The sequence below is a fragment of the Subtercola boreus genome, assembly GCF_006716115.1.
In the GTDB taxonomy this organism is placed as follows: domain Bacteria; phylum Actinomycetota; class Actinomycetes; order Actinomycetales; family Microbacteriaceae; genus Subtercola; species Subtercola boreus.
The window spans coordinates 3,993,617-4,014,068 of record NZ_VFOO01000001.1 but is presented as its reverse complement, the minus strand read 5'-3'; the positions used below and the strand labels follow the sequence as shown (position 1 = coordinate 4,014,068).

Annotated in this window: 15 protein-coding genes; 2 read left to right on the top strand and 13 right to left on the bottom strand. The window is 70.1% G+C overall.

The features are described from left to right. Positions 1 to 20 precede the first annotated feature (20 nt). The 12 genes from FB464_RS18670 to FB464_RS18615 all read right to left on the bottom strand — a co-directional run bounded on the left by FB464_RS18670 (position 21) and on the right by FB464_RS18615 (position 16,102). Positions 21 to 1,022, bottom strand: a complete 1,002-nt coding sequence (locus FB464_RS18670) for a sortase (RefSeq protein ID WP_246093140.1) — start codon at positions 1,020 to 1,022, stop codon at positions 21 to 23. Next, a complete protein-coding gene (locus FB464_RS18665) occupies positions 1,019 to 1,858 on the bottom strand; it encodes a hypothetical protein (protein WP_116415709.1) in 840 nt (279 codons plus the stop codon). Before FB464_RS18665 ends, FB464_RS18670 begins: the two co-directional genes overlap by 4 nt. Continuing rightward, positions 1,855 to 2,928: a WxL protein peptidoglycan domain-containing protein gene (locus tag FB464_RS18660; RefSeq protein WP_116415710.1), complete on the bottom strand. Its 1,074-nt coding sequence runs from the start codon at positions 2,926 to 2,928 to the stop codon at positions 1,855 to 1,857. The genes FB464_RS18665 and FB464_RS18660 overlap by 4 nt, the downstream gene beginning before the upstream one ends. A gap of 113 nt (positions 2,929 to 3,041) precedes the next feature. Beyond that, positions 3,042 to 4,094 carry a hypothetical protein gene (locus FB464_RS18655; RefSeq protein WP_116415711.1) on the bottom strand — a complete coding sequence of 351 codons (1,053 nt, stop codon included), beginning with the start codon at positions 4,092 to 4,094 and terminating at the stop codon, positions 3,042 to 3,044. Between the two features lie 40 nt (positions 4,095 to 4,134). Further along, positions 4,135 to 5,217, bottom strand: coding sequence for a hypothetical protein (locus FB464_RS18650; protein WP_116415712.1), 1,083 nt, complete (start codon positions 5,215 to 5,217; stop codon positions 4,135 to 4,137). A gap of 115 nt (positions 5,218 to 5,332) precedes the next feature. Then, a complete protein-coding gene (locus FB464_RS18645) occupies positions 5,333 to 7,945 on the bottom strand; it encodes a hypothetical protein (protein WP_142206761.1) in 2,613 nt (870 codons plus the stop codon). A 229-nt stretch (positions 7,946 to 8,174) separates the two neighbouring features. Further along, positions 8,175 to 9,815: a phosphate ABC transporter substrate-binding protein PstS gene (gene pstS, locus FB464_RS18640; protein ID WP_116415714.1), complete on the bottom strand. Its 1,641-nt coding sequence runs from the start codon at positions 9,813 to 9,815 to the stop codon at positions 8,175 to 8,177. Next, entirely contained in the window at positions 9,812 to 11,131 is a 1,320-nt protein-coding gene (pstA, locus tag FB464_RS18635) for a phosphate ABC transporter permease PstA (protein WP_116415715.1), read from the bottom strand. The genes pstS and pstA overlap by 4 nt, the downstream gene beginning before the upstream one ends. An 8-nt stretch (positions 11,132 to 11,139) precedes the next feature. Continuing rightward, positions 11,140 to 12,327, bottom strand: coding sequence for a phosphate ABC transporter permease subunit PstC (gene pstC / locus FB464_RS18630; RefSeq protein WP_246093139.1), 1,188 nt, complete (start codon positions 12,325 to 12,327; stop codon positions 11,140 to 11,142). 261 nt (positions 12,328 to 12,588) lie between these two features. Further along, entirely contained in the window at positions 12,589 to 14,568 is a 1,980-nt protein-coding gene (locus FB464_RS18625; protein ID WP_116415716.1) for a serine/threonine-protein kinase, read from the bottom strand. A gap of 3 nt (positions 14,569 to 14,571) precedes the next feature. Beyond that, positions 14,572 to 15,429, bottom strand: coding sequence for a lytic transglycosylase domain-containing protein (locus FB464_RS18620; protein ID WP_246093138.1), 858 nt, complete (start codon positions 15,427 to 15,429; stop codon positions 14,572 to 14,574). Positions 15,430 to 15,517: 88 nt separating this feature from the next. Beyond that, positions 15,518 to 16,102 carry a hypothetical protein gene (locus FB464_RS18615; protein WP_116415717.1) on the bottom strand — a complete coding sequence of 195 codons (585 nt, stop codon included), beginning with the start codon at positions 16,100 to 16,102 and terminating at the stop codon, positions 15,518 to 15,520. Between the two features lie 271 nt (positions 16,103 to 16,373). On the opposite strand from FB464_RS18615, the gene FB464_RS18610 reads away from it, so the two are divergent. Together FB464_RS18610 and FB464_RS18605 are read left to right on the top strand one after the other, a co-directional pair. Further along, complete coding sequence (locus FB464_RS18610; RefSeq protein ID WP_116415718.1) at positions 16,374 to 18,677, top strand: glycoside hydrolase domain-containing protein; 2,304 nt, start codon at positions 16,374 to 16,376, stop codon at positions 18,675 to 18,677. A gap of 2 nt (positions 18,678 to 18,679) precedes the next feature. Next, on the top strand, positions 18,680 to 19,966 hold the full coding sequence (locus FB464_RS18605) for a glycosyltransferase (RefSeq protein WP_116415719.1): 1,287 nt from the start codon (positions 18,680 to 18,682) through the stop codon (positions 19,964 to 19,966). 23 nt (positions 19,967 to 19,989) lie between these two features. On the opposite strand, the gene FB464_RS18600 is transcribed toward FB464_RS18605, so the two are convergent. After that, complete coding sequence (locus FB464_RS18600; RefSeq protein ID WP_116415720.1) at positions 19,990 to 20,412, bottom strand: META domain-containing protein; 423 nt, start codon at positions 20,410 to 20,412, stop codon at positions 19,990 to 19,992. Between the last annotated feature and the right edge of the window lie 40 nt (positions 20,413 to 20,452).

Below are 20,452 nucleotides of genomic sequence, written 5' to 3'. Positions count from 1 at the left end.
GACCGGCGGGCCGGTCCCGGTCAGAGCAGGTTGGGCAGCAGCAGGGCGAGCTGGTTGGCCACGAAGAGGGCGGAGAGGATCGAGAGCGGCGCGAACACGACCCACGTCTTCTGCGCTCCGATGCGGCGGAAAGCCCACACGGCGGCGAGTTCGACGACGAGCAAAAACTGCAGGGCGAAGACGAGCGCCCACGCGGTGCTGGTGTCGGTGGCCATCGCCTGGTCGACCGTCGGCAGCGCGAGGTAGGTGGTCTGCCGCTTGCCAGCGGGCTGCACGTCGCTGGTGAGCTGGGCATCCACATAGGCGATGCCGGTCGGGATGAACGCGGGGCCCCGCGCCGTGATGAGGGTCAGCCGGCTCGTTCCGCCCTTGAAGGTCGGCACGGGGTCGCCCGCGTAGCGCACGCCGACGACCTCGAACTGCTGTTCGCCCTGCCCGGTGGTCACGGAGAGCTTGTCGCCGGGTGCGAGTTCCTGGATGCGCGAGAACGGTCCGCCGTAGGCCGCTGACCGCGCCATCACGGTGCTGATGCCGGCCTGCCCGGGCAGCACAGAGTCACGGCGGTGGCCCGGCCCGTTCTTCAGGATGTCGGCCGAACTGCCCTCGGAGATGACCTCGCGCACGCCGATCGAGGGGATGTCGATGACGCCCACCGGTGCCCCGTCCGCGACGAGCGACTCGTCGAAGGTGGCCTCGCTCACCGGGGCGGTGCCCGCCGTGAGCTGCACGCGGTACTCGTTCATCAGCTGCTGCTGGGCCACGAAGTGCTGCACGTGGCTGAGCACCATGAGATTCGCGGCGAACGCGAAGAGCATGGCGGCGATGAGCAGCAGCACGCCGCGCAGCACGATCTGCACCGGGCTGGGCGGCGGGGGCGGGCCGAGGGTCGAGGGCGGCGGGCGCCGGGGGACGCGCGGCGGCTTCGGCGGCTTCGGGGCCTTCGCCGTTCGCGGAACCCGGGGCACCTTTCCCCGGGTGGGAGCGTCGACGGGCGCGGCCGGCTCCTCGATGACCGCGGTCACACCACTCCCCCGCTGCCCTCTGTCGCGAGTGCCGCGGAGGGCGCTGCGGCCGCGGCTGCGGCTGCGCCTGCCGGCGGGGTGCGGATGATCGTGACCACCCTGACCGCCCCGGCCGCCACGATCAGCAGCACGAGCAGGAACCACGGCAGCACGAACAGGAACCCGTCGCGCGTGATCGACGACAGCGCGGTTCCGCCGACATTCTCCGGCGGGGTGAACGTCGCGTGCGTGGTGAAGAACGTCCACTGCCCGAGGCCCGTCAGCGTCGCCTCGATGACCCGCGACTCGTCGGGCTTCAGCTGGTCGATGCGGATGCCGTCGACACGCGCGATCTCGTTCCCGAACGGGCCCACCAGCTGGAAGCCGGCCGTGCCGTCGAAGGTGAACTGCGACACATTGTGAACGGTGAACTCCGCGTGCGAGTCACCGCCGAGCGGGTTGATGCTCCAGCCGTAGCCCGACGTCACCCCGCTGACGAAGACGATGCCGCCGAGGTCGAACTCGTCGGCGGCAGGCACGGGAGCCGACGCCTTCGCTCCGCCGGTGACGACCGTGTTGCCCGTGACGCCCGTGACGCCGACGCCCGGGAGGGACGGGTTCGAGACCGTTCCTGTGCCGGTTCCGGATGATGCGGAGCCGGGTACCGCGGGCGAGCCGACCGCGCCCGGAGCGGTGGGCGCGGGCGAGACCGTCACGGTGATGCCGACCCCGCCGGTGTCGTCGGTGAACGCGGTGTCGGCGAACGCAGCATTCGAGCCCAGCAGGGCTGCGCCGGCGAACGCGACGAGCACCAGCGCGCTGAGCGTGGCTGCGAGACGGGATCCGGAACCGCTCACCCTGCAGCCACCGGTTGCTCAGCGGCCTTGCGGCGGGCCTCAGCCTCGCTGTACTCGGCCCACGCGACAGCGTTCTTCGCGTCGCGGGCACGCCGCCAGCGCAGGAAGAAGAAGACCAGGGCGGCGATCACGAGCAGGATGACCAACCACCACGGCATCGCCACGGTCACGGTGTCGCGGTCGACGGTGGCGAGCGGCCCCGGATCCTGCGCGTCGGCGTCGATGGTCGGAGCGAGACTGATGTAGGGGTTCAGGTAGCCGAGCTGGCCGACTCCCGGAACCTGCACCGAGAGGGTGCGCGTGCTGCCCGGCAGCATCTCCGCGAGCTCCGCGCGCTGAAGCGTGCCCGCTGCGATGCCGAGGTAGGTGTTCACTCCGATGACCGCATTCGCACCGAGCGCGATGTTGCCGTTGTTGCGCACCGTGTAGGTGACGGTGGTCGTTCCGTCGAAGGGGTTCAGCTGGGCGTCGTAGGAGGCCGAGATGCTGCTGACGGTGAGTGCGGCCTGCAGTGCTCCGGCGACGCGGGCGTAGAGGCGGGTTGCGACTCGGCGGTCGACCAGCACCTGGCCGTCGGTGGAGAGCACCGAGATGACGATCCCGGCCGCGTGGTCGCCGGGCGAGGCATCCGCCGGAACGGTCATCGTGAAGGGCACGACCTGGCTCGCTCCCGGGGCGAGCGGAATCTCGAGCTGCTTGGCACCGTCGGCGAACGACACCCAGCTGCCCGCGTCGGTGGGGGCAGCGTCGGTGTCGAGCAGGCCGTAGGAGCCGTCATCGGTGTTGTAGGCGTCGGTGGCGAAGACCTTCATGGTCTGCGGGATGGTCCCGGTGTTCTTGACCAGATAGTCGTCGCTGATCTGCTGGCCGGGAGAGAGCTTGTAGCTGAACCGCGAGCGGTCGTCGGTGCTCGATCCGTCGGAGGGTGCACCGGAGATGCCGGACTCGTCATCGGCCCGTGCGGCCTGGGCGGTCGTGGCACTGACCATCGCCAGCGCGAGGAAGAGCGCGGCGAGAACAAGGGAGACGAGGCGCTTCATCGTCAGGGGGAGAGCGGTCTTTTCGGGCACAGTACATTCATCCAAAGAAGGTTTGCGGGCAGCAGGTCAAGGCGTGAACCGGACGTGAACAGGAGGGGCCGTCTGCACGGCCCCTCCTGCACGTCGTTCTGTGGTGCGGAGTGCTACTTCGAGGCGAGGGTGATGGTCATCTTCGCCGTGTAGGTGCCGGCCGGCTTGTCGCCGGGAGCGACGAACTTCAGGCCTGCATCCAAGTCGGTCGACGCGATCGCCGCGGTGTTGCCGGCCGCTGCGAACGCCGTCAGGGTGGATCCACCCGCGAACGGAGCGGACAGGGTCACACCGGTGGGCAGCGTGGCGCCGGTGGCGACCTTCGGCGTGACCGTGAGCTGCGAAGCCGGGATCGTCACCGTGGCGTCGGACGCGTTGGCGAAATCGGTGACCTGCGTGGTGACGGTCCAGCCCTTGTGCGTGACGACGCGGCCATCCTGCACGGTGAACTTGCCGAGGTCGCCGGTCGAGGTCGACTGGCCGCCGACGAGCGTGGCCGCACCGAGGGTGGTGGTGGCCGACGCGGGTGCGACGAGGTTCAGGGTTCCGTCGACACCGGCGATGGTGGTCGCCTGGATGGTCTGGTCGAACGAACCGCTCGCCGGAGCAGGCGGTGCGACGGTGTCGGAGAGCTGGTAGGTCCAGTCACCCGAACCGGCGGTCACCGAGATCGGAGCGAACCAGATACCGGCCGACGCGAAGGCAACGTTGTTGAACTTCTCGCAGGCGAAACCGACGCTGTAGTTGCCGCCGGCAGCCTTGACCGAACCGGCGCCGGGCGAACCCAGCACCTGGGCACCGAGGTTGGCGCCGGGCTCGAGGATCTGCTTGGTCCCGGGCTTGAAGCCACCATCTGCGTAGGTGACCCACGCGGAGCGCACCTTCTCCTGGCCGACCGGCGAGATGAAGGTCTGCACCGACTCCGCGTCGTCGGGGCAGCTGAACAGCGAACGGGCGTCGGTGGCGCTGGGGGAGCCGACGAGGTCGTCGTCCCACAGGTTGACGTGGCCGGGAGCGATGAGCGCCTCAGTACCCGAGTCGTACAGGTAGTAGATGGCGTCTGAGCCGTTCGAGGTGGCAGCGGCGGCCGAGAAGGCCGAGGTGCCGACGAGCGACGCGGCGGCAACGCCGATGGCGGCGATGCGGAGTGCGTTCTTACGCAACATTTCTGGTGTGCCTTTCAGATTCTCTGTGTGGGGTGCGCGACTAGGAGGCGTTCGCGCGGATCGAAACGGTGGTCGACGGAGCGAGGAAACCGAACTTGGTCTTCACAGCACCCGACGTGGAGGGGCCCGAACCGAAGTTCGTGAGGCTCTTCGACTTGGTGGGGTCGACGAGAGCCGCGAGAGCCGGGTCGTACTTCGGGCTCGACGGGTTCACGCGGGCAGCCTCGACGACGACGTAGGTGTCGCGACCGAAGGTGGTGTCTGCGTAGTAGGTCGGGTTCGGAACGTAGCTGCCGTCGGCTCCGGTGAACGGCACGGTGGTGCCTTCAGCGCTGCCGAGACGGGCGGTGCCGGTGCGGTCCTGCGCGGCACCATTGCTCTGGGCGACCCAGCTGGCGACCGAGAAGGGGATGAGCTCGCCGGTGTTGACGAGAACAGTTCCATCGTTCTCAGCATCGCCGCGCTGAACGACGCACGCACCGGGCGTGGTGATACCGATGGCCGACAGGAAGAACTTGCGGGTTCCCGAAGCGGACTGCGGGAGCACGGGGGTGACGTCGACACCGTTCACGCTGGTGAGCGAGCAGTTGTAGATCGCGGTCAGCTGGGCCTTGGTGAGCTGGTCGATGCCGGTTCCACTGTAGGCGTACGACACGGCGTCGCGACCGAACTGGAAGTACTGCAGCACACCGCTGGTGTTGGCCGCAGCGCCGGGGCCGCTCGACGAACGGGCGATGTCGACCTGGGCCGTGATGGCCTTGGCGGGAGTCGGGTTGCCCGAGACCGAGAACGGTGCACCGTCGATCGAACGGCTGAGGGCCTTGACGCCGTCACCCGAGCCCGCGGGGCGGGCGAAGTAGGTTCCCGAGTTCTTGGTCTGGATCGAGTTCGAGCCGAAGGCGTCGAACGAGCCGATGGTGTTGCCGGAGGCGGTCACGCGAACGGCGGAACCGGTGACGGTGGTTCCGTTCGCGAGAGCGTTGGCCGCGTCCTGGAGGGTGTCGGAGCCGACCAGCGTGTAGCTGTTCGACACGGGGTCCGCGTACGCGGGGGCTGCGAATGCGATGCCGGCAACGGCGACGCCAACTGCTGCGCAGACGGCAACAACTTTGGTGATTCTCACGGGGTGCGATTCCTTTTTTCGGGAGTGATTACCGAGCATCCGCAGTCACGGCGTCTCGACTTGGTGTGCGGCCGGCAGTCGTCGCCGGTCGTCACGGGTTCCAAGAATGTGGGCATCAGGTGCGCCTCCTGATGCGGGAGAGGAACGGCACCGCACCAGCGGCGCCGAGTCCGGCGAGCACGCTCGCGGGCACGGCGGCGGAGATGGGGCCGCCCGCGGGGTCGGCGGGCGTCGCCGGTCCCAGCAGGGGTGCGGCCACCGCACCCGTCGGGTCGACGGTCGTCTCGGGCGCCGAGATGATCGCCGCAGCGGGAACGGCGCCGGAGACAGCGCCGACCGGGCGGGACACGGTCACACCGGCCTGCACCTGCGCCGGGGTGAGGGCCGTCGTGCCCGCCGCGGGGGCAGGGGTCGCGGCGGGAGTGGAGGTGTCCGGCAGCCTTCCCGACTCGATGATGTCGGCGGCGGCCAGGGCCTGGGCCTCCCAGCCCGACGGGATCGGCGCATACCCCCTCGGCAGTTCGCCGAGGGTGTCGCCGGGGCTCTGGCCGTCGGTTGCGGCGTAGCGGATGAACGCGGCGAAGTCCTTGCGGAGGTCGGCGTCGTCCATGGTGCGGTTCACCGCCGCATACACGGGCATGGCCAGCGGGTAGGCGGTCGGGGCCGCCTTCGCCGCCTCGCTCTTCGGGTCGAAGGTGTAGACCTGCGACTGCGACGCGTTCGCCGTCATGGCAGCGGCGGCCGCCGTCAGAGAATCGACCGTCGGCGCCACGAACGATCCGGCCGGGTTCTGGAGCTCCGCCGAGACCACCTGGTATCGGGCGGCCGAGGAGGTGTCGGTCAGCCCGAGCACGCTCTGCTGGCCGGGGAGACTCCGCACCGCTTTGTCGTACTTGGGCGTGGCCGCTGTGGGGTTCCAGAAGCCGAGAGTCTGGCCGTCACCGCGGAGGGTCAGGTAGGCCGAACTGTCGAGGTCGTTGACGTAGGGCCGCCAGGTGACGAGGTTGACCTCCCCGCCGTTGTCGGTCGCCGCCTGGTCGATCGGATCGGTCTTCGGGAAGCTGTCGCGCGGCAGGACCAGGCCCTTCCCGTCCTTGTTGACGGTCTGGACGACCTCGTCGCTCGTGCTGCTCCACGGGTTGACGATCATCCCCCACTCGTCGGGCTCGCCGTTCAGGAAGGCGACGGCGGAGGGATCGGAGAGCACGTAGTTCCAGAGCTGGGTCGCGGCATCCGACCGCCCCTGCGGCTCCAGCAGGTCGGCCACCGACGGGCTGATCACGTTCATGTACTTCCACTCGGGATCGTTGATCGCCAGGAAGTCGGGATCCAGCGTCACATTGCGCGCGTTCTTGCCGGGATCCGCAGGGCTCTTGTAGCCGACGTGCGAACGGTCGGCGCCGGTCGGCAGCGAATCGATGTACGAGTTGGTCAGGAGCTTCGCCACGAGCCGCGGGGTGAGTTTCAGGGAGGAGAACGGCAGGCCCGCCGAATCGATGACCTTCTGCGGGGTGCCTTCGACGGTGGAGGGCACCCGGTCGACGGCGAAGCCGATCGACAGTCCTCCCAACGCGACGGGTGCGTAGGTGAGGTTGTCGACCCCGCCACTGGCCTCGGCCGGCAGGGGCAAGGAGGTGAGGGCGAGCGGAGCCACGGCCGTTCCGTTGGCGGCGAGCGCGGCGTCGGTGTCTGCCCCCGTGCTGATCGAGTAGACCGCGCCTCCGTCGGCGTTGCAGAGGGCCGGCTGCCAGGAGGCGACAGCCGCCGCCGCAAGCTCGCTGCCGGCGATCGGGCGCTCAGCGGCACCGATCGGGCAGTTCACGCCGAGGGGGTTGAAGGTCAGCTTGACCGCGATCCGGTGCTTCCAGGTGTCGTAGAACAACCCCGACTGGTCGATGCCGGCGCTTCCCGGGTCTTTCTCACCGCGCGGGATGATCACCAGCCAGCAGCCACGACCCGATTTCGTGCCGTCGGCCGCCGTGATCGGGGCACCACAGCCGAGGCCGGGCGCCTGAAGCGCGGTCTGCACCTCGAACTTGGCGCTGCCCGTGCCTTCGTCGCTCGACCCGATCCACTTGACCTCATTCGTCGTGTACTTCGTGAAGAACGGGTTCTGATTGACGTCGACGCTCTCGTTGTGCTGCCCGTCCTTCACCGACGCGACGGTCTCGCCGGTCACCGCGCGGAACGGGATCGACGTGTACGTCGGCACCGCGAAGTTGGTCGACGGCACGGTGTAGTCCATGTCCTCAGGCGCGACGTCGTCGATGCTGCTCAGGTAGCTGTCGCGCGAGGCGCCGGGGCTCGAGAATCCGCCGTACTGGCAGGTCGTGCGGTCGGGCGACGGCGTGCTCGACGCGGGGTCGTCGCCCCAGCACTGGGCGATCTGCAGAAAGTCCGCCCCGCCCGTGATCGTGGAGGGGAGTTCGGACTTCTTCCCGCCCGTCCACGAGATCGTGAGTCCCTGAGAGACCAGGCCGCGGGTCTGCGAGACCGTCACGGCGAGGTCGGGTGCCGGAGCGTCAGCGATGTCCACATCCTGGTCGGAGGCCTTCACGGTCACGGCCGACGAATCGTCGGCGTGCGCAGTCCCGCTCGGCAGCACCACGCCAGACAGGGCGACGATCGCACCGACCGAGAGTCCGACGACGACGCCGGTGACTCCGGAGAGCAGCCAGGTGCGCCGGGGCGAACTGTAGCTGCTGCGGTGACGAGGGGAAGAGGGCACAGGGAACTCCATGCTGGAAGCCAGCGGTTTGAAAGGGGAACGTGGAAAAAATATGGGCGGATGGTGGCCCCCAGATGAACGCGCGGGGAACGAGTGCTCCCACCGACATTTCGCATTGGGGCTGGCCCGGGCGGCGTTGCCGCGCGCAGCCGAAAACCCCCGGGATCCGCATGATTCCGGGGGTTCCAGGCCCCCTCTTCAGGGGCCAACAGGGGTGTGGGGCGGTCGTCTAGCGGCTGCGCTTCAGACGGCGCGACACGAACGGCGGTAGGGCGATCGCGAGCAGCAGCAGCACTCCGGCGGCAATCATCACGATCTGCTGCGGACCGAAGGGCTGGTCGGCGAGGGTCAACGGCTTCGAGACCGCGACGGAGGCGCCTGCCCCGGCGTTCCCGCTGACGATCGCGCCGTTCGCGTCGTAGACGGCGGTGTTGGATGCCGCTGCCCCAGCAGCGGCCGCGGCCGCCGGATCCGCAGCAGACACGGCAGCGGCAGCAGCCGCCGCGGCCTCCGCCGTGGGAGCGACCGCGGCCGCGCCACCACCGGCGCCCGGGGCCGCGGCCGCGCTGCCGCCCGAACCCGATCCGGTCACCGGAGTGTCGACGACCGCACCCGCTGTGCCCGTCGTGCACTGGTTGGCGCCCTGCTTGTCGCAGTCAGCGGGCTGCGGTGCCGTGTCGAGGATCTGCAGCGCCGGGTTGTTGCAACTGGCGAGGTCTACACCGCCCGCGGGCCCGCCCGGAATGCGTTTCACCTGGTCGGAGGCCGCCTGCACGAGGTTCAGGGGCAGGGGCGAATAGCCGAGCTGCTGCGCCTGCTGCTGCCCCTCGCAGAGCAGATAGCTCGTGAAGGCCCCGAGCGTCTTGCCCTTCTCGGCGGTGAAGATCTTGTTGGTCTCGGTGGGCAGGATCATGTACGAATAGCTCGACAGCGGATAGGTGCGCGGGTCGGCGTTGTTGTAGACCCCGTCGAGCACCTGCGTCAGGTCGCTGTTGATCTGGGCACCAACGAGGGCCACGGCCACCGATGGCGCCGTCGGCTCGATGAAGTACCCGGCGTTGTTCAGCACCTTCGCGACAGGAAAGCCCGACTTCAGCGCATACGAGTACTCGACGTAGGTGATAGCGCCCTCTCCGTAGTCCTGGCTGACGTAGCCGGCCACGCCGAGCGATCCGCTCTGCAGCTTCGCGTTGCCGAAGCCGGGGTACTGAGAAGTGAGACCGCAGGGGGCATCCCGGCCGACGGAGGTGCAGAAGGCGTTCCAGAGATCGGGGTGCTGCTTCGACATCCAGAGCGTGAACTGCGCGGTCGAGCCCGATCCGTCGGAGCGGAGCACGGGCACGATCGGCTTGTCGGGCATCGCGAGACCGGGGTTGTCTGCGGCGATGGCGGGGTCGTTCCAGTTGACGATGACGCCGGTGAAGATCTTGGAGATGACGTCGCCGTCGAGGCGCAGGTTCGTGACCCGCTTGCCGCCGATCTTCAGGTTGTACATGAACGACGTGCCTCCAGCCACGATGGGCATGTAGGCGTAGCCGCTCGTCGGCACCTCGGGCGCGGACTGGTCCTCCGGCTTCGCCTGGAACGGGATCTCGCTCACCGCGAAGTCGACCGACTGGCTGATGAAGTCCTGCCGCCCGGCCGACGAGCCGTTGCCGGAGTAGTTGACCGTCATGCCGTAGTTCGCGGCGACGTTCTTCCGCCACTGGTCGAGGGCGTTCTGCGACCAGGTCGACCCGCTGCCGGTGATGGGCAGGTAGATCTCGGCCGAGGCGCTCGGCACGGTGACACCGCCGCCGATCCCGATCACGAGAACGACGAAGGCGAGGGCGGCACCGAGGGTGCGGAGGAAACGGATGCGCGGGGTCACGGTGACGACTCCTGGGTCGTGGGGGCGGGGGAAGGGGTGAGCAGGTGATTGCGGGCGGCGATGCGCTGCAGGTCATCCACCGACTGCTGGGCGACGCGGCGGCGCTGGCGGTCGCTGAGCTGCCCGGGGCCCTTGCCGCCGATCAGCCGCGCGATCACGAACAGCAGCAGTACGAGCAGGATCAGCACCGCGGCCGTGCCGAACCCGCGCGCAATGATGTTCGGCTCGGGCGACTTCACGAAGTCGAACACCTGGAGTGGCAGCGAGATCATCGGGCCCGAGAACGGGTTCAGGTTCATGACCGCGGTGATGCCCGACGTCAGCAGCACGGGCGAGGTCTCGCCGATGCCGCGGGCCGTGCCGAGGATGACCGCGGTCACGAGACCCGAGCGGGCGGTCGGCAGCACGACGCTCCACACCGTGCGCCAGCGCGTCGAACCGAGCGCGTACGACGCCTCGCGCAGGTTGCCGGGCACCAGCCGCAGCACCACATCGGAGGCCCGGATGATGATCGGCAGCATCATCACGCTGATCGCGAGCGAGGCCGCGAACCCCGAGCGCTGGTGCGTGATGAGCTGGATGATCGCCGCGTACACGAACAGCCCGGCGACGATCGAGGGCAGCGCGGTCATCGCGTCGGAGATCGTTCGCACGAACCGGGCGAACTTCCCGCCGATCTCGTTCAGGAAGACGGCCGTCGTGATGCCGAGCGGGATCGTGATGGCGAGCGCGATCGAGATCTGGATGAGCGTGCCGACGATCGCGTGCGAGATCCCGCCGACGTCGAGCCCGTCGAGGGGACCCGCGAGCTCCATCGTCTGGGTGAAGAAGTTGAGGTGCGGCAGGGCCACGGATCCGCGCCCCACCGCGTAGACCACGACGAACGCGAGCGCACCGAACAGGATCGTGCCCGCGCTGATCAGCAGTACCGTCAGCACCCGGTCCTTGACCTCCTCGCGGTCGGATCGGAGCGAGACGAGCAGGATGTAGAACCCGATGAAGGCGAGGAACGCGACCACGACCCAGCCGATCGGACCGGTCAGCGGTGTGAACCAGCCGAAGAGCAGGGTGGCGACGGTGGGGCCGGCGACCAGTGCGCCGAGGATGTTGAAACGTTCATCCAGAGTCGACTCGCGGAGCCGGCGGCGCGGGCCGACCTCGACACCCTCCTTCGACGGGATGCGGGTGGGTGCGGCGGGTGCTTCGCCGCCGGCGACGGTCGCGCGGGCGGCATCGGTGCCGACGCCGGAGCCGGTGCCGTCGTCTCCGTCGCCGTCGTTCTCGGCCGCGGGACGTTCGAGGGTCGTGATCGACATGGCCGGGCTCAGCTCGTCTCGGCGCCGGAGCGCGACCGGGCGACGATCGACGACGCCGTGAAATTGATGACCAGAGTGATCAGGAAGAGCACCAGTCCGGCAGCCATCAGCGCCGAGAGCCCGAACTGGCTGGCCTCGCCGTACCGCAGCGCGATGAGGGCGCTGACCGAGTTCGTGCCGGTCTTCAGCACCTCCCAGTTGATCGTGAAGATCGGCGAAATGATGAGGTACACCGCGATCGTCTCGCCGAGCGCGCGCCCGAGGCCGAGCATGATGCCCCCGATCATCCCGCCCCGCCCGAACGGCAGAACGACCGTGCGGATCATGCCCCACCGGGTGGAGCCGAGGGCGAACGCCGCCTCGCGCTCCCCCATCGGCGCCTGCGAGAACGCCTCCCGCATCACCGAGGTCTGGGTGGGCACGACCATCAGGCCGACCACGATCCCCGCGATGAACGCGCTCGACGTGAAGGCGCTGGCCTCGGTCAGGCGGGCACCCGATGCGTCTTCGACCGCGAAGATCGGGATGAAGGAGAAGTACGTCGAGATCCAGGCCGAGACCGGGATGACGGCGGCCTGCAGGAAGAACAGCCCCCAGAGGCCGAACACGACGCTCGGTACCGCCGCCATCAGGTCGACCAGCGAGACCAGGAAGGAGCGGAGCGGTCCGCGCACCACCTCGGAGAGCAGCAGGGCCGTCCCGACAGCCAGCGGCACCCCCACGAACATCGCGATGATCGCGATCGTGAACGTGCCGAAGATGACGGAGGCGATGCCGAACTGCTGCGTCTCCGGCGACCACTGCTGTTCGAGCAGGAAGTTGATGCCCGAGACCTGCAACGCGTCGCTGGCACGCAGCGAGAGGAAGAGGCCGACAGCGAGCATGATGCTGACGGTGGTGATGCCGGCCGTGAGCGAGACGCCCTTGAAGACTGAGTCTGAGCGGGACGGCTTGGAGCGCAGCGACCGTTTCTCGACGTCGCGGTGGTTCGCGGGCTCGGGCTGGTCGGTCTGGGTGCTCCGGTCGGTCCGGGTGGCGGCGGCCGGATGTCGCGGGCCCCTGCTCTTCGTCGCCTCGAAGATCTCGCCGCCCACCTCGGGCGCGAACACCCGCTCGACGGGAACCTTCACACTGGTGGGCCGGTTCAGCGCATCGTGCAGGTCGGTGAGCGACTCGAAGGCTCTGTCGTCAGCCACGTCACACCACCTCCGCCCGAGCACGCCCCGGGCGGGCGGATCACAACAGATCGATGTTCATGCGGCCACGTGAACGGCCGGGGCCGCCCGCCTGAAGAAGGGGTGGACGCGGAATGATCAGCGCGCCCCGCCCGCGCCCCCGCGCCCCCGCCCCCGCTCTGCCCCGCACCCCGCCGGACGGCGCCCCAGGGGGCCCATACCGTTCCGCTGGAATGCGTTTGGCGCGATTCGGGTCCCTTCGGCGGCCCGAGCGACCGTTCCCTAGGGCTGGCGCGGGATCGGGGTGGCCGAGGTCGTCGGCGGGACGGTCGAGCCCGGGGCGGTGGGAACAGGGGTGCTTGTCGACTGGGGGGCCACCGCCACGGTGAGGGTCACGACGATGCCGAGGGTGAGCACGGTGGACTCGGGCGGGTCGCTCGAGAGCGCCAGGCCGGCCGGCGCGCCCTGCTGGGTGCGCGTCGTCACTGCGACGGCGAAGCCTGCGGCCTGGAGGCGGGACACCGCATCCTGCTGGGTGAGCCCTGCGACGGGAGGCACGGCGTTGGAGCCTGAGGCGACCACGAGGTCGACACGGGTGCCCGCCTGGACGGCGGTGGAGACATCCGGTGCGCTTGACAGCACGGTACCGCGCGGCAAGGGCGAATCGCGCGGAGAGATGGTGCCCACGGCCAGGCCCGCCGAGGTGATCAGACCCTGCGCGATCGAGACGTCCACACCTGCGACCGGGGGGACCGCCACGGTCACGGGGGCGACCGCCACGGGCGGTGGCGACAGAGCGGCGCTCGGAGTGGGGGAAGGGGCCGCGGATGTCTCAGGCCCCGGCGATGCGGAGGTGAGCGCAGCGGCGGGGTCGACGCTCGAGGTCGAGGCGGGCTGCGGTGCGGCGTTGGTCGAGCTGGGGGCGGCTCCGAGGGAGAGCGTCCAGGCGACGGCCACCACGGTGGCGGTGAGGACGACGGCCGCGACGACGATTCCGCGCACGGAGGTGCCGCCTGCGGGGGGAAGGGGCGACAGCGCGACCGGGGTGGGCGGGGCGCCGGTCGCGGCGGGCAGGGCGGTCGGGGTAGGCGGGGCGCCGGCCGCGGCGGGCAGGGCGGTCGGGGCGGCGGCACCGACCACCGTGGCCGCAGCGCCGGCAGCGGCACCGACCGGGCTGGCAGCCGCCGGACGGGCCGCGCGGCTGGGGGCGGCCACAGTCACCGCAGCGACGCGCCCTGAGCTGTCTCCCGACGGAGCAGCCGCCACCGGACTCGCCGGGCCAGCGACCGGGCTCCGGCGGGCGGCGAGCGCCACCACCTCCGCGCGCATCGCCCCGGCCGACGCGAAACGTTGGGCCGGATCCTTCAGCAGCGCCTTCACGACGAGCCGGTCGACACCGCGAGGGACGCCGGAGCGGAGCACCGAGGGCACGGCGGGCGGCGCGGAGACGTGCGCTCGCATGACGCCGGTCACCGTCGGGCGCACGAACGGCGGCTGGGCGGTCAGCGCGAAGTGCAGCAGGGCCCCCACCTGGTAGAGGTCGCCGCGCTCATCGACTGGCAGGCCCTGCGCCTGCTCCGGGGACATGTAGTTCGCGCTGCCGAGCACGCCGAGAACCGGCGCCGGAGCACCGCGGACGGGCGCCGAGCGTCGCTCCGCACCCTCCGCATCCGCGGCGTCCGCGCCATCCGCCGACGCGACAGGCAGCACGTTCGTCGGCGGCTCGGGCACGGTCCGCAGGATGTCCGACGCGAGCGTCGGCCGGCCGGCCGCGTCCGCCAGCCCGAAGTCGACCAGCCGGATGTCGCCGCCCGGCCCGAGGATCACGTTCGCCGGCGACACGTCACGGTGCACCACCCCTGCAGCGTGCGCCGCTTCGAGCGCGCGCAGCACCCGGTCCGCCATCGCGAGTGCGTCGCGCCAGGGCAGCGCCCCGAATCGCTCCACGTGCTCCGCGAGGGTCAGGCCCGGGGCCAGTTCCAGCGCGATCCAGGCCAGCGGTTCGCCTGCACCCTCGTGCACCCCGAAGTCGAGCACGCCGACGATGTTCGGGTGCCGGAGCGCAACGACTGCCCGGGCTTCGACGAAGAAGGCCTCCCGCGCGGCGACGGAGCCGGAGAGGTGCGGGTGCAGCACCTTCAACGCGATCCTGTCGCCGGTCGCCGTGTCGAGTGCGACGAACACCGACGCCGAGCCGCCGCTGCCGAGCAGGTCGGCCAGCTCGAAACGGTCGGAGACGAGACCGGTGGGGCGGGCATCCATCGCTCAGCCCGCCTGCGCGGAATACGTGTTGGCGGTGCGTGCCACGGCGTCGACGTAGGTGTCGAGGTGGTTGTAGGCGAACACGGATGCCCGCCAGCCCGACACCGTCGACAGGTCGCCGTAGCTGCAGAGGTAGTGCCCGGCCGCGAGCGCCGCATCGTCGAGTTGCTGAGGGTCGGCCACGCCGTCACCGTTGCCGTCGGCACCCCAGCTCTGCCAGGTCGACGGGATGAACTGCAGCGGGCCCATCGCCCGGTCGCCGCCCGACGATCCGTCGAGCGCCCCGCCGTCGCTGTCGGGGATGTTCGCGTAGGAGTTCCCGTCGAGGTCGGGGCCGAAGATCGGCGGGCGGGCGGTGCCGCCTTCGTCGATCCCGGATGCTCCGTGGGTGCCGTGCGCGGACTCGATCTCGCCGAGCGCGGCGAGCGTGTTCCAGCCGAGGTGGCAGGAGGGCTGCTCGGCCCGGAGGCGGAGCGCCGCGCCGGCGTAGGCGACCGCGGCGCGCACCGGGATGCCCGTGCGGACGGCCACGGCAGACGCCCAGCCAGGATCGACCAGTGCCGCGTCGCCCGTCATCGGGGCGGTAGACCCGGCGGCGGGCGCGGGCTGGGCGGCGGGCTCGGCCTGCGGTGCGGTCGCGGGCAAAGTCGGCGTGGCCTGGGACTCCCCCGCGACCGGAACCACCGCCCCCGCGGGCTCCGGCTCCCCCGCGGCCGGGGCCCCGGCTGCCGCCCCGGCGGGCAGCTCCACGCTGTTCGCCGCGAACCGCGCTGGCGCACCGCGCGGCGGCTCCGCGACAGCACCGACCACGAGGCACGCCGCGAGCACCAGAGTGCCCCCGCCGATCAGCGCCCGGATCACGGCGTCCCCGCAAGAACGACAGGACGGCGCGGGAACGCCCGGCACAGCTGCCGGTCTCGCCCGCAGAGGCCGGTCCCGCCCCGCACCGTCACGCGTTCACCCCTCCGCGGCTCCGCGCACGCGCAGCAGCACGGTCGGCGGCCCGGGCGGCGAGCGTGCGCGCGGCGGTGGCCGCGACATCCGGAGTCACCCGCGCAGTGCGGAGCGCCGTCACGCTGTAGACCGCCGACTCGTGGCAGAGCCCCGCGGCCGGGTACCAGCGCCCGCACGACATGACGGCAACGCTGTCGAGGGTCGCATACCAGCCGTGCTGCATCGAGACCGGGCCCCGGATGAGGTGCACCTCGATGTCGTCGGAACTCCGCTGGAGCTTCCGCACGTGCTCGCTCGCGGCCGACGCGGACTCGTAGAGGAAGAGACTCCGCGCGATCTCCCGGTTGTTCAGCGCGAGGAGCCGCCAGATCCCCCCGGTGAACGGCGGGGAGACGGGTCCTGCGTTCTCCGCCAGAGGAGCGAGCCGCGGATCGAACGAGCGGGGCAGGGTCTCACCCGTCAGCGCGGCCATCGCCCGTGCACCGCTCCGCACGTGCTCGCGGAACCCCGACCATCCATTCAGGGCGCGGTCGGCACGGGAGAGGAACTCCGTGAACGCGATGTAGGGGGTGGATGGCACAGTTCCTCGATCGAAATGGGGATGGATCCGCACCCCAGCGACGACGGCAGTGAGGTTCAGTCAGCAGAGTGACCTGTCGACACGAACAGGGACCGTACGAAACATGAAGGAAACGTGGACGACAGGAAGACTCAGCGGATCTCCAGCTTCGAGCCGTCCCGGAGCTGCCAGCACCCGCGGGGCCCCATCCGTTAGCCCCGCATTCACCTCTCTGCAACGCCCCGGTCGCACAGCCTGCCTAGCGTCACACCATGAAACCCGGGGGCAACGCATGATCGACCACGTCGATCCGTTCATCGGCACCGAGCCGACCGCGCTCCCTCCCGTGACGGGCCTGGCCGCGGCCTGGTGGTGGCCGAAGCCGCAGATCGGCAACACACACCCGGGCGCCACGCATCCGCTCGGGATGGTGTCGGCCTGCGCCTACTCGGGCGGGTATCCGACAGGATACGGTCGCTTCGACCTCTCCCTCGAGGGTGTTCCGTCGACCATCCACGGCACCCAGCTCGCGTCGGGTTTCACGCACTTCCAGCAGTCAGGCACGGGGGCGATCCGCAAGTACTACAACTACTTCCGCGTGACGCCGATGGTCGAGCCGCTGGATGTGCTCGGCCGCACCTGGCAGCTGAGCGACGAGCAGGCGGAACCCGGCTGGTACTCCGCGACGCTCGATTCCGGGGTGACCGCCGAGCTCACCGTGGGGCCCAAGAGCGCCGTTCACCGCTACACCTTCCCGCGCGACCGGAACGCCCGCGTCGTAGTCGACTTCTCACAGGGCGGCCTCGGCATCCCGTACGGTTCGACCCTGCCGCTCCGCGCCCACCTCGAGTCGGTCGGCATCGGCCGGGCCGCCGGCCAGATCGTGGTCGAAGGCGCACCCCTCTCGGTCTACATCGAGTGCGACACCCCGCAGTGGCGGCAGATGCTCTGGTACGACCGCCGCCTGATGCCCGGCGGCACCCGCCTCGACTTCGACCACATCCGGCCGACCACCCTCCGCCCGTTCGGGTTGATGTGGGCCGGCCCGAGCGAGCCGGGCGACGTCATCGAGCTCCGGATCGGGTTCAGCCTGCGAGGTGTCGAGCAGGCCAGGCAGAACCTGCTCGATGATGTCGGCGGCGGGGGCGGCGGAGGCACCGGCGGCACCGGCGGCGGCGCCGAGTCGCGGTTCGACGCCCGCCGCGAGCGCACCCAGAAGACCTGGCGCAAGCACCTCAAGCTGATCACGGTCGAGACCCCCTCGAAGAAGCGCCGCGCCATTTTCTCGACCGCGCTCTACCACTCCCTCATCAAGCCGTGCCTCGCTCCGAACGAGAGCCCGTTCTGGCCGGCCGACGGAGCGTTCGCCTTCGACATCTCCACGATGTGGGACATCTACCGCACCCAGCTCCCCCTGCTCACGGCGTTGGTGCCCGAGCGCGCGGTCGAGCTCGCGAACGCGCTCATCACGATCTGCGAGGAGGAGGGCAACTTCCCGATCGGCTATCGGATGGCCCGCGGCAGCGACCGATTCTCCCGCCAGGCGAGCGCGCTCGCGCACACCTTCCTCGCCGACCTCTGCCAGCTCGGGCTGCCCGGCATCGACTGGGACGGCGCCCTGGTGCACATGTCCGATGACCTGCGGCGCACCTACGGCGAGGAGTTCCTGCAGCGCGGGGTGACCCATCCGATCACCCACACCCTCGACCTCGCGTTCGGCTACTGGTGCACGGCGAAGGTGGCGAAGCACGTGGGCGACACCGCGCTGGCCGGCCAGTTCGCCGAACTGGCGACACGCTGGCGGAACGCCTTCGAGGAGACATCCGGTCTGTTGAAGGAGAGCACCTACTACGAGGGAACGCTCTACAACTACTCGTTCCGGCTGACGCACGACATGGCGTCGCGCATCGCGCTGAGCGGGGGTGCGGGGGGTTTCGTGCGGCAGCTCGACGACTTCTTCGGGTTCGGGGCCCCGCCGGTCATCCAACCGGGGCTGCGGCCGCAGGCCGACGAACTGCTTGCCGGGTACGCCCTCGGCCGGTTCGAGGGACTCAACAATGAGCCCGACATGGATGCCCCGTGGGCGTACCACTACGCCGGCCGGCCCGATCGCACGGCCGAGGTGGTGCACAACGTGATCCACCAGATGTACGGCACCGGGCGGGGCGGCCTGCCGGGCAACGACGACTCGGGCGGCCTGAGCTCGTGGTACGTCTGGGCGTCGCTCGGGCTGTTCCCGGTCGCCGGGCAGAACCTCTTCCTGGTGAACGCGCCCTCCTTTCAGGCGGCGTCGATCCGGCTGGGTGCGAACACCTTCACCATCCGCACGGAAGGGTTCGTCGAACCGGCTCCGGATGATCAGGCCCCACCCGTGCAGTACGTGCAGTCGGCTCGTTTCAACGACGACCCCCTGTCGCGGTCGTGGATCCGCGCCACCGACCTGCACCGCGGCGGCGAACTCGTGCTCGTGCTCGGGCCGGAGCCCGGCGACTGGGGCGCCACCGACCTGCCGCCCTCCGACACCATCGGCTCCGCCCCCGATGTCCCCGCCTCGCCCGCCAACCGGCCCCTCCCCCTCGCAACCCTCCAGGAGTGAACATGGTCACCACCGAAAACCGTCTCGTCATCGTCGTACGGGCCGATCCTGTGATCTGCGGCCACTCGGTCGAGGCACGCAACATCGCCGAGACCGCCCTCGAACGCGGATTCGACGAGGTTCGCATCGTGACCTGGCCCATCGAGACGCTCGAACGCGCGGGCCTGCCGCTGAAGCCGCTCGACTCTGTGCTGCCCTACAGCCCGGGCATCTTCGTCGACCGTCCGGCTCCCGTCGGCGACTACAAGGTTCCGGATGGCCGGTTCCTGGCCGGTATCACCGGCCGGTTGATCGAACTCTTCACCGACGGCGTACCGACCGTCTGCCTGTCGCTCTACCTCAGCCCGCACACCCTGGCGGTCTCCGACGCGATGCGCGCCGCGTGGAGCACCGGCCTCCCGGTGAACGTGACCACGATCGCGGAGGCGGTCGGCTCCGACGTCACCAACGTCGTGCGCACCGCCGTCGAGGAGGGCCGGCTGGGCGCCGCCGCGCACATCCTCTCCAGCTACCTCAGCCAGGACCACTGCGTCGCCGTCTCCGACTACACCCGCGAGCTCATCATCAGCGAGGCGGAGCGGGTCGACGCCCAGTACGGCACCCGGTTCGGCGAGCAGTGCCGCCGCCGCATCACCGTCTCGTACCCGGCCATCGACGCCGACCGGTACTCGAACCTCGACGACCGGGTGATCGAGGACGTTCTCGAGGCGCGAGGACTCGACCGCGACAACTACGTGCTCTTCCTCTCCCGCCTCACCGAGGCCAAGGGTGTCGAAGACCTCATCGCGGGCTTCGAGCAGAGCAGGGCGCACGCCGGGCGGATGCTCGTGATCGCCGGCCGCGGACCGCAGGCCCCCGCGCTGATGACCCTCGCCGCGCAGTCGCCGCTGGCCGACCAGATCGTCTTCCTCGACGACGTGGGCGACGCCGAGAAGCCGTACCTGATGGCCGGCTGCGCCGCCTTCGTGCTGCCGTCCAAGCCCCGCCCGGAGTTCGTCGAGACGTTCGGCATCGCGCTGGCGGAGAAGATGCTCGCGGGCGGCGGCCCGGTGATCACCACCCTGACGGGCGGGATCGGCGAGGCCATCGGCGATCACGCGCTCATCGTGCCCGTGGAGGATCCGGCCGCGATCGCGCGGGCGCTCGACCGCGCCATCCTCGAGACGACACCCGACGAGCGCTCGGAGTGGGCCGGGCGGGCGCGCGAATACGCGCTGCAGTTCGACCGGCGCGTGGTCTTCGACCGCCTCTTCGCGGCGCTCCCGGCGCGCGTGCCCGCGTCCCGCTGACCCCGCGGCGCCGGTACCCGGACTCAGGCAGACCTGGTGAGGGTTCCTATGGTGTCGCCCTTCTCGTTGCGGACCGTCATCGTGTCGCCGGTGACCACAGCCGTGCTCACTGCGGAGAGCCATGAATCGACGCCGATGCAGGCCATCATGGTCGACGTCGTGCGGGAGAAGGTGACAGTGTCGCCGGAGAGTTCGTAGGTGGATCCGAGCGAATTGCACCCGTCGTTTCCCGCGACCGTCGAATCCTCGTCGAAGACCAGGTAGGGCTGGCGCGGTGACTGGTCACCCCAGGTTCCGACGATCGAGATCGACGTGCCGGAGGCCCCTCCGTCGGCCCCCGGCGACGATGCCGACGAGGAGCAACCGGCCAGCAGGGAGACGAGTGCGAGACCGGAGAGAGCGGCGAGAACGGGGCCGAAGAGGGAACGCGGCGTGTGTTTCGTCATGTTGCCGGGTCTATCGCACCTCTCTGTGGAAATCTTGTGA

Coding starts and splice junctions, on each gene's coding strand:
- FB464_RS18655 (WP_116415711.1), bottom strand. CDS start 4,094: ATGTTGCGTAAGAACGCACTCCGCATCGCCGCCATCGGCGTTGCCGCC.
- pstA (WP_116415715.1), bottom strand. CDS start 11,131: ATGTCGATCACGACCCTCGAACGTCCCGCGGCCGAGAACGACGGCGAC.
- FB464_RS18625 (WP_116415716.1), bottom strand. CDS start 14,568: ATGGATGCCCGCCCCACCGGTCTCGTCTCCGACCGTTTCGAGCTGGCC.
- FB464_RS18610 (WP_116415718.1), top strand. CDS start 16,374: ATGATCGACCACGTCGATCCGTTCATCGGCACCGAGCCGACCGCGCTC.
- FB464_RS18605 (WP_116415719.1), top strand. CDS start 18,680: ATGGTCACCACCGAAAACCGTCTCGTCATCGTCGTACGGGCCGATCCT.
- FB464_RS18600 (WP_116415720.1), bottom strand. CDS start 20,412: ATGACGAAACACACGCCGCGTTCCCTCTTCGGCCCCGTTCTCGCCGCT.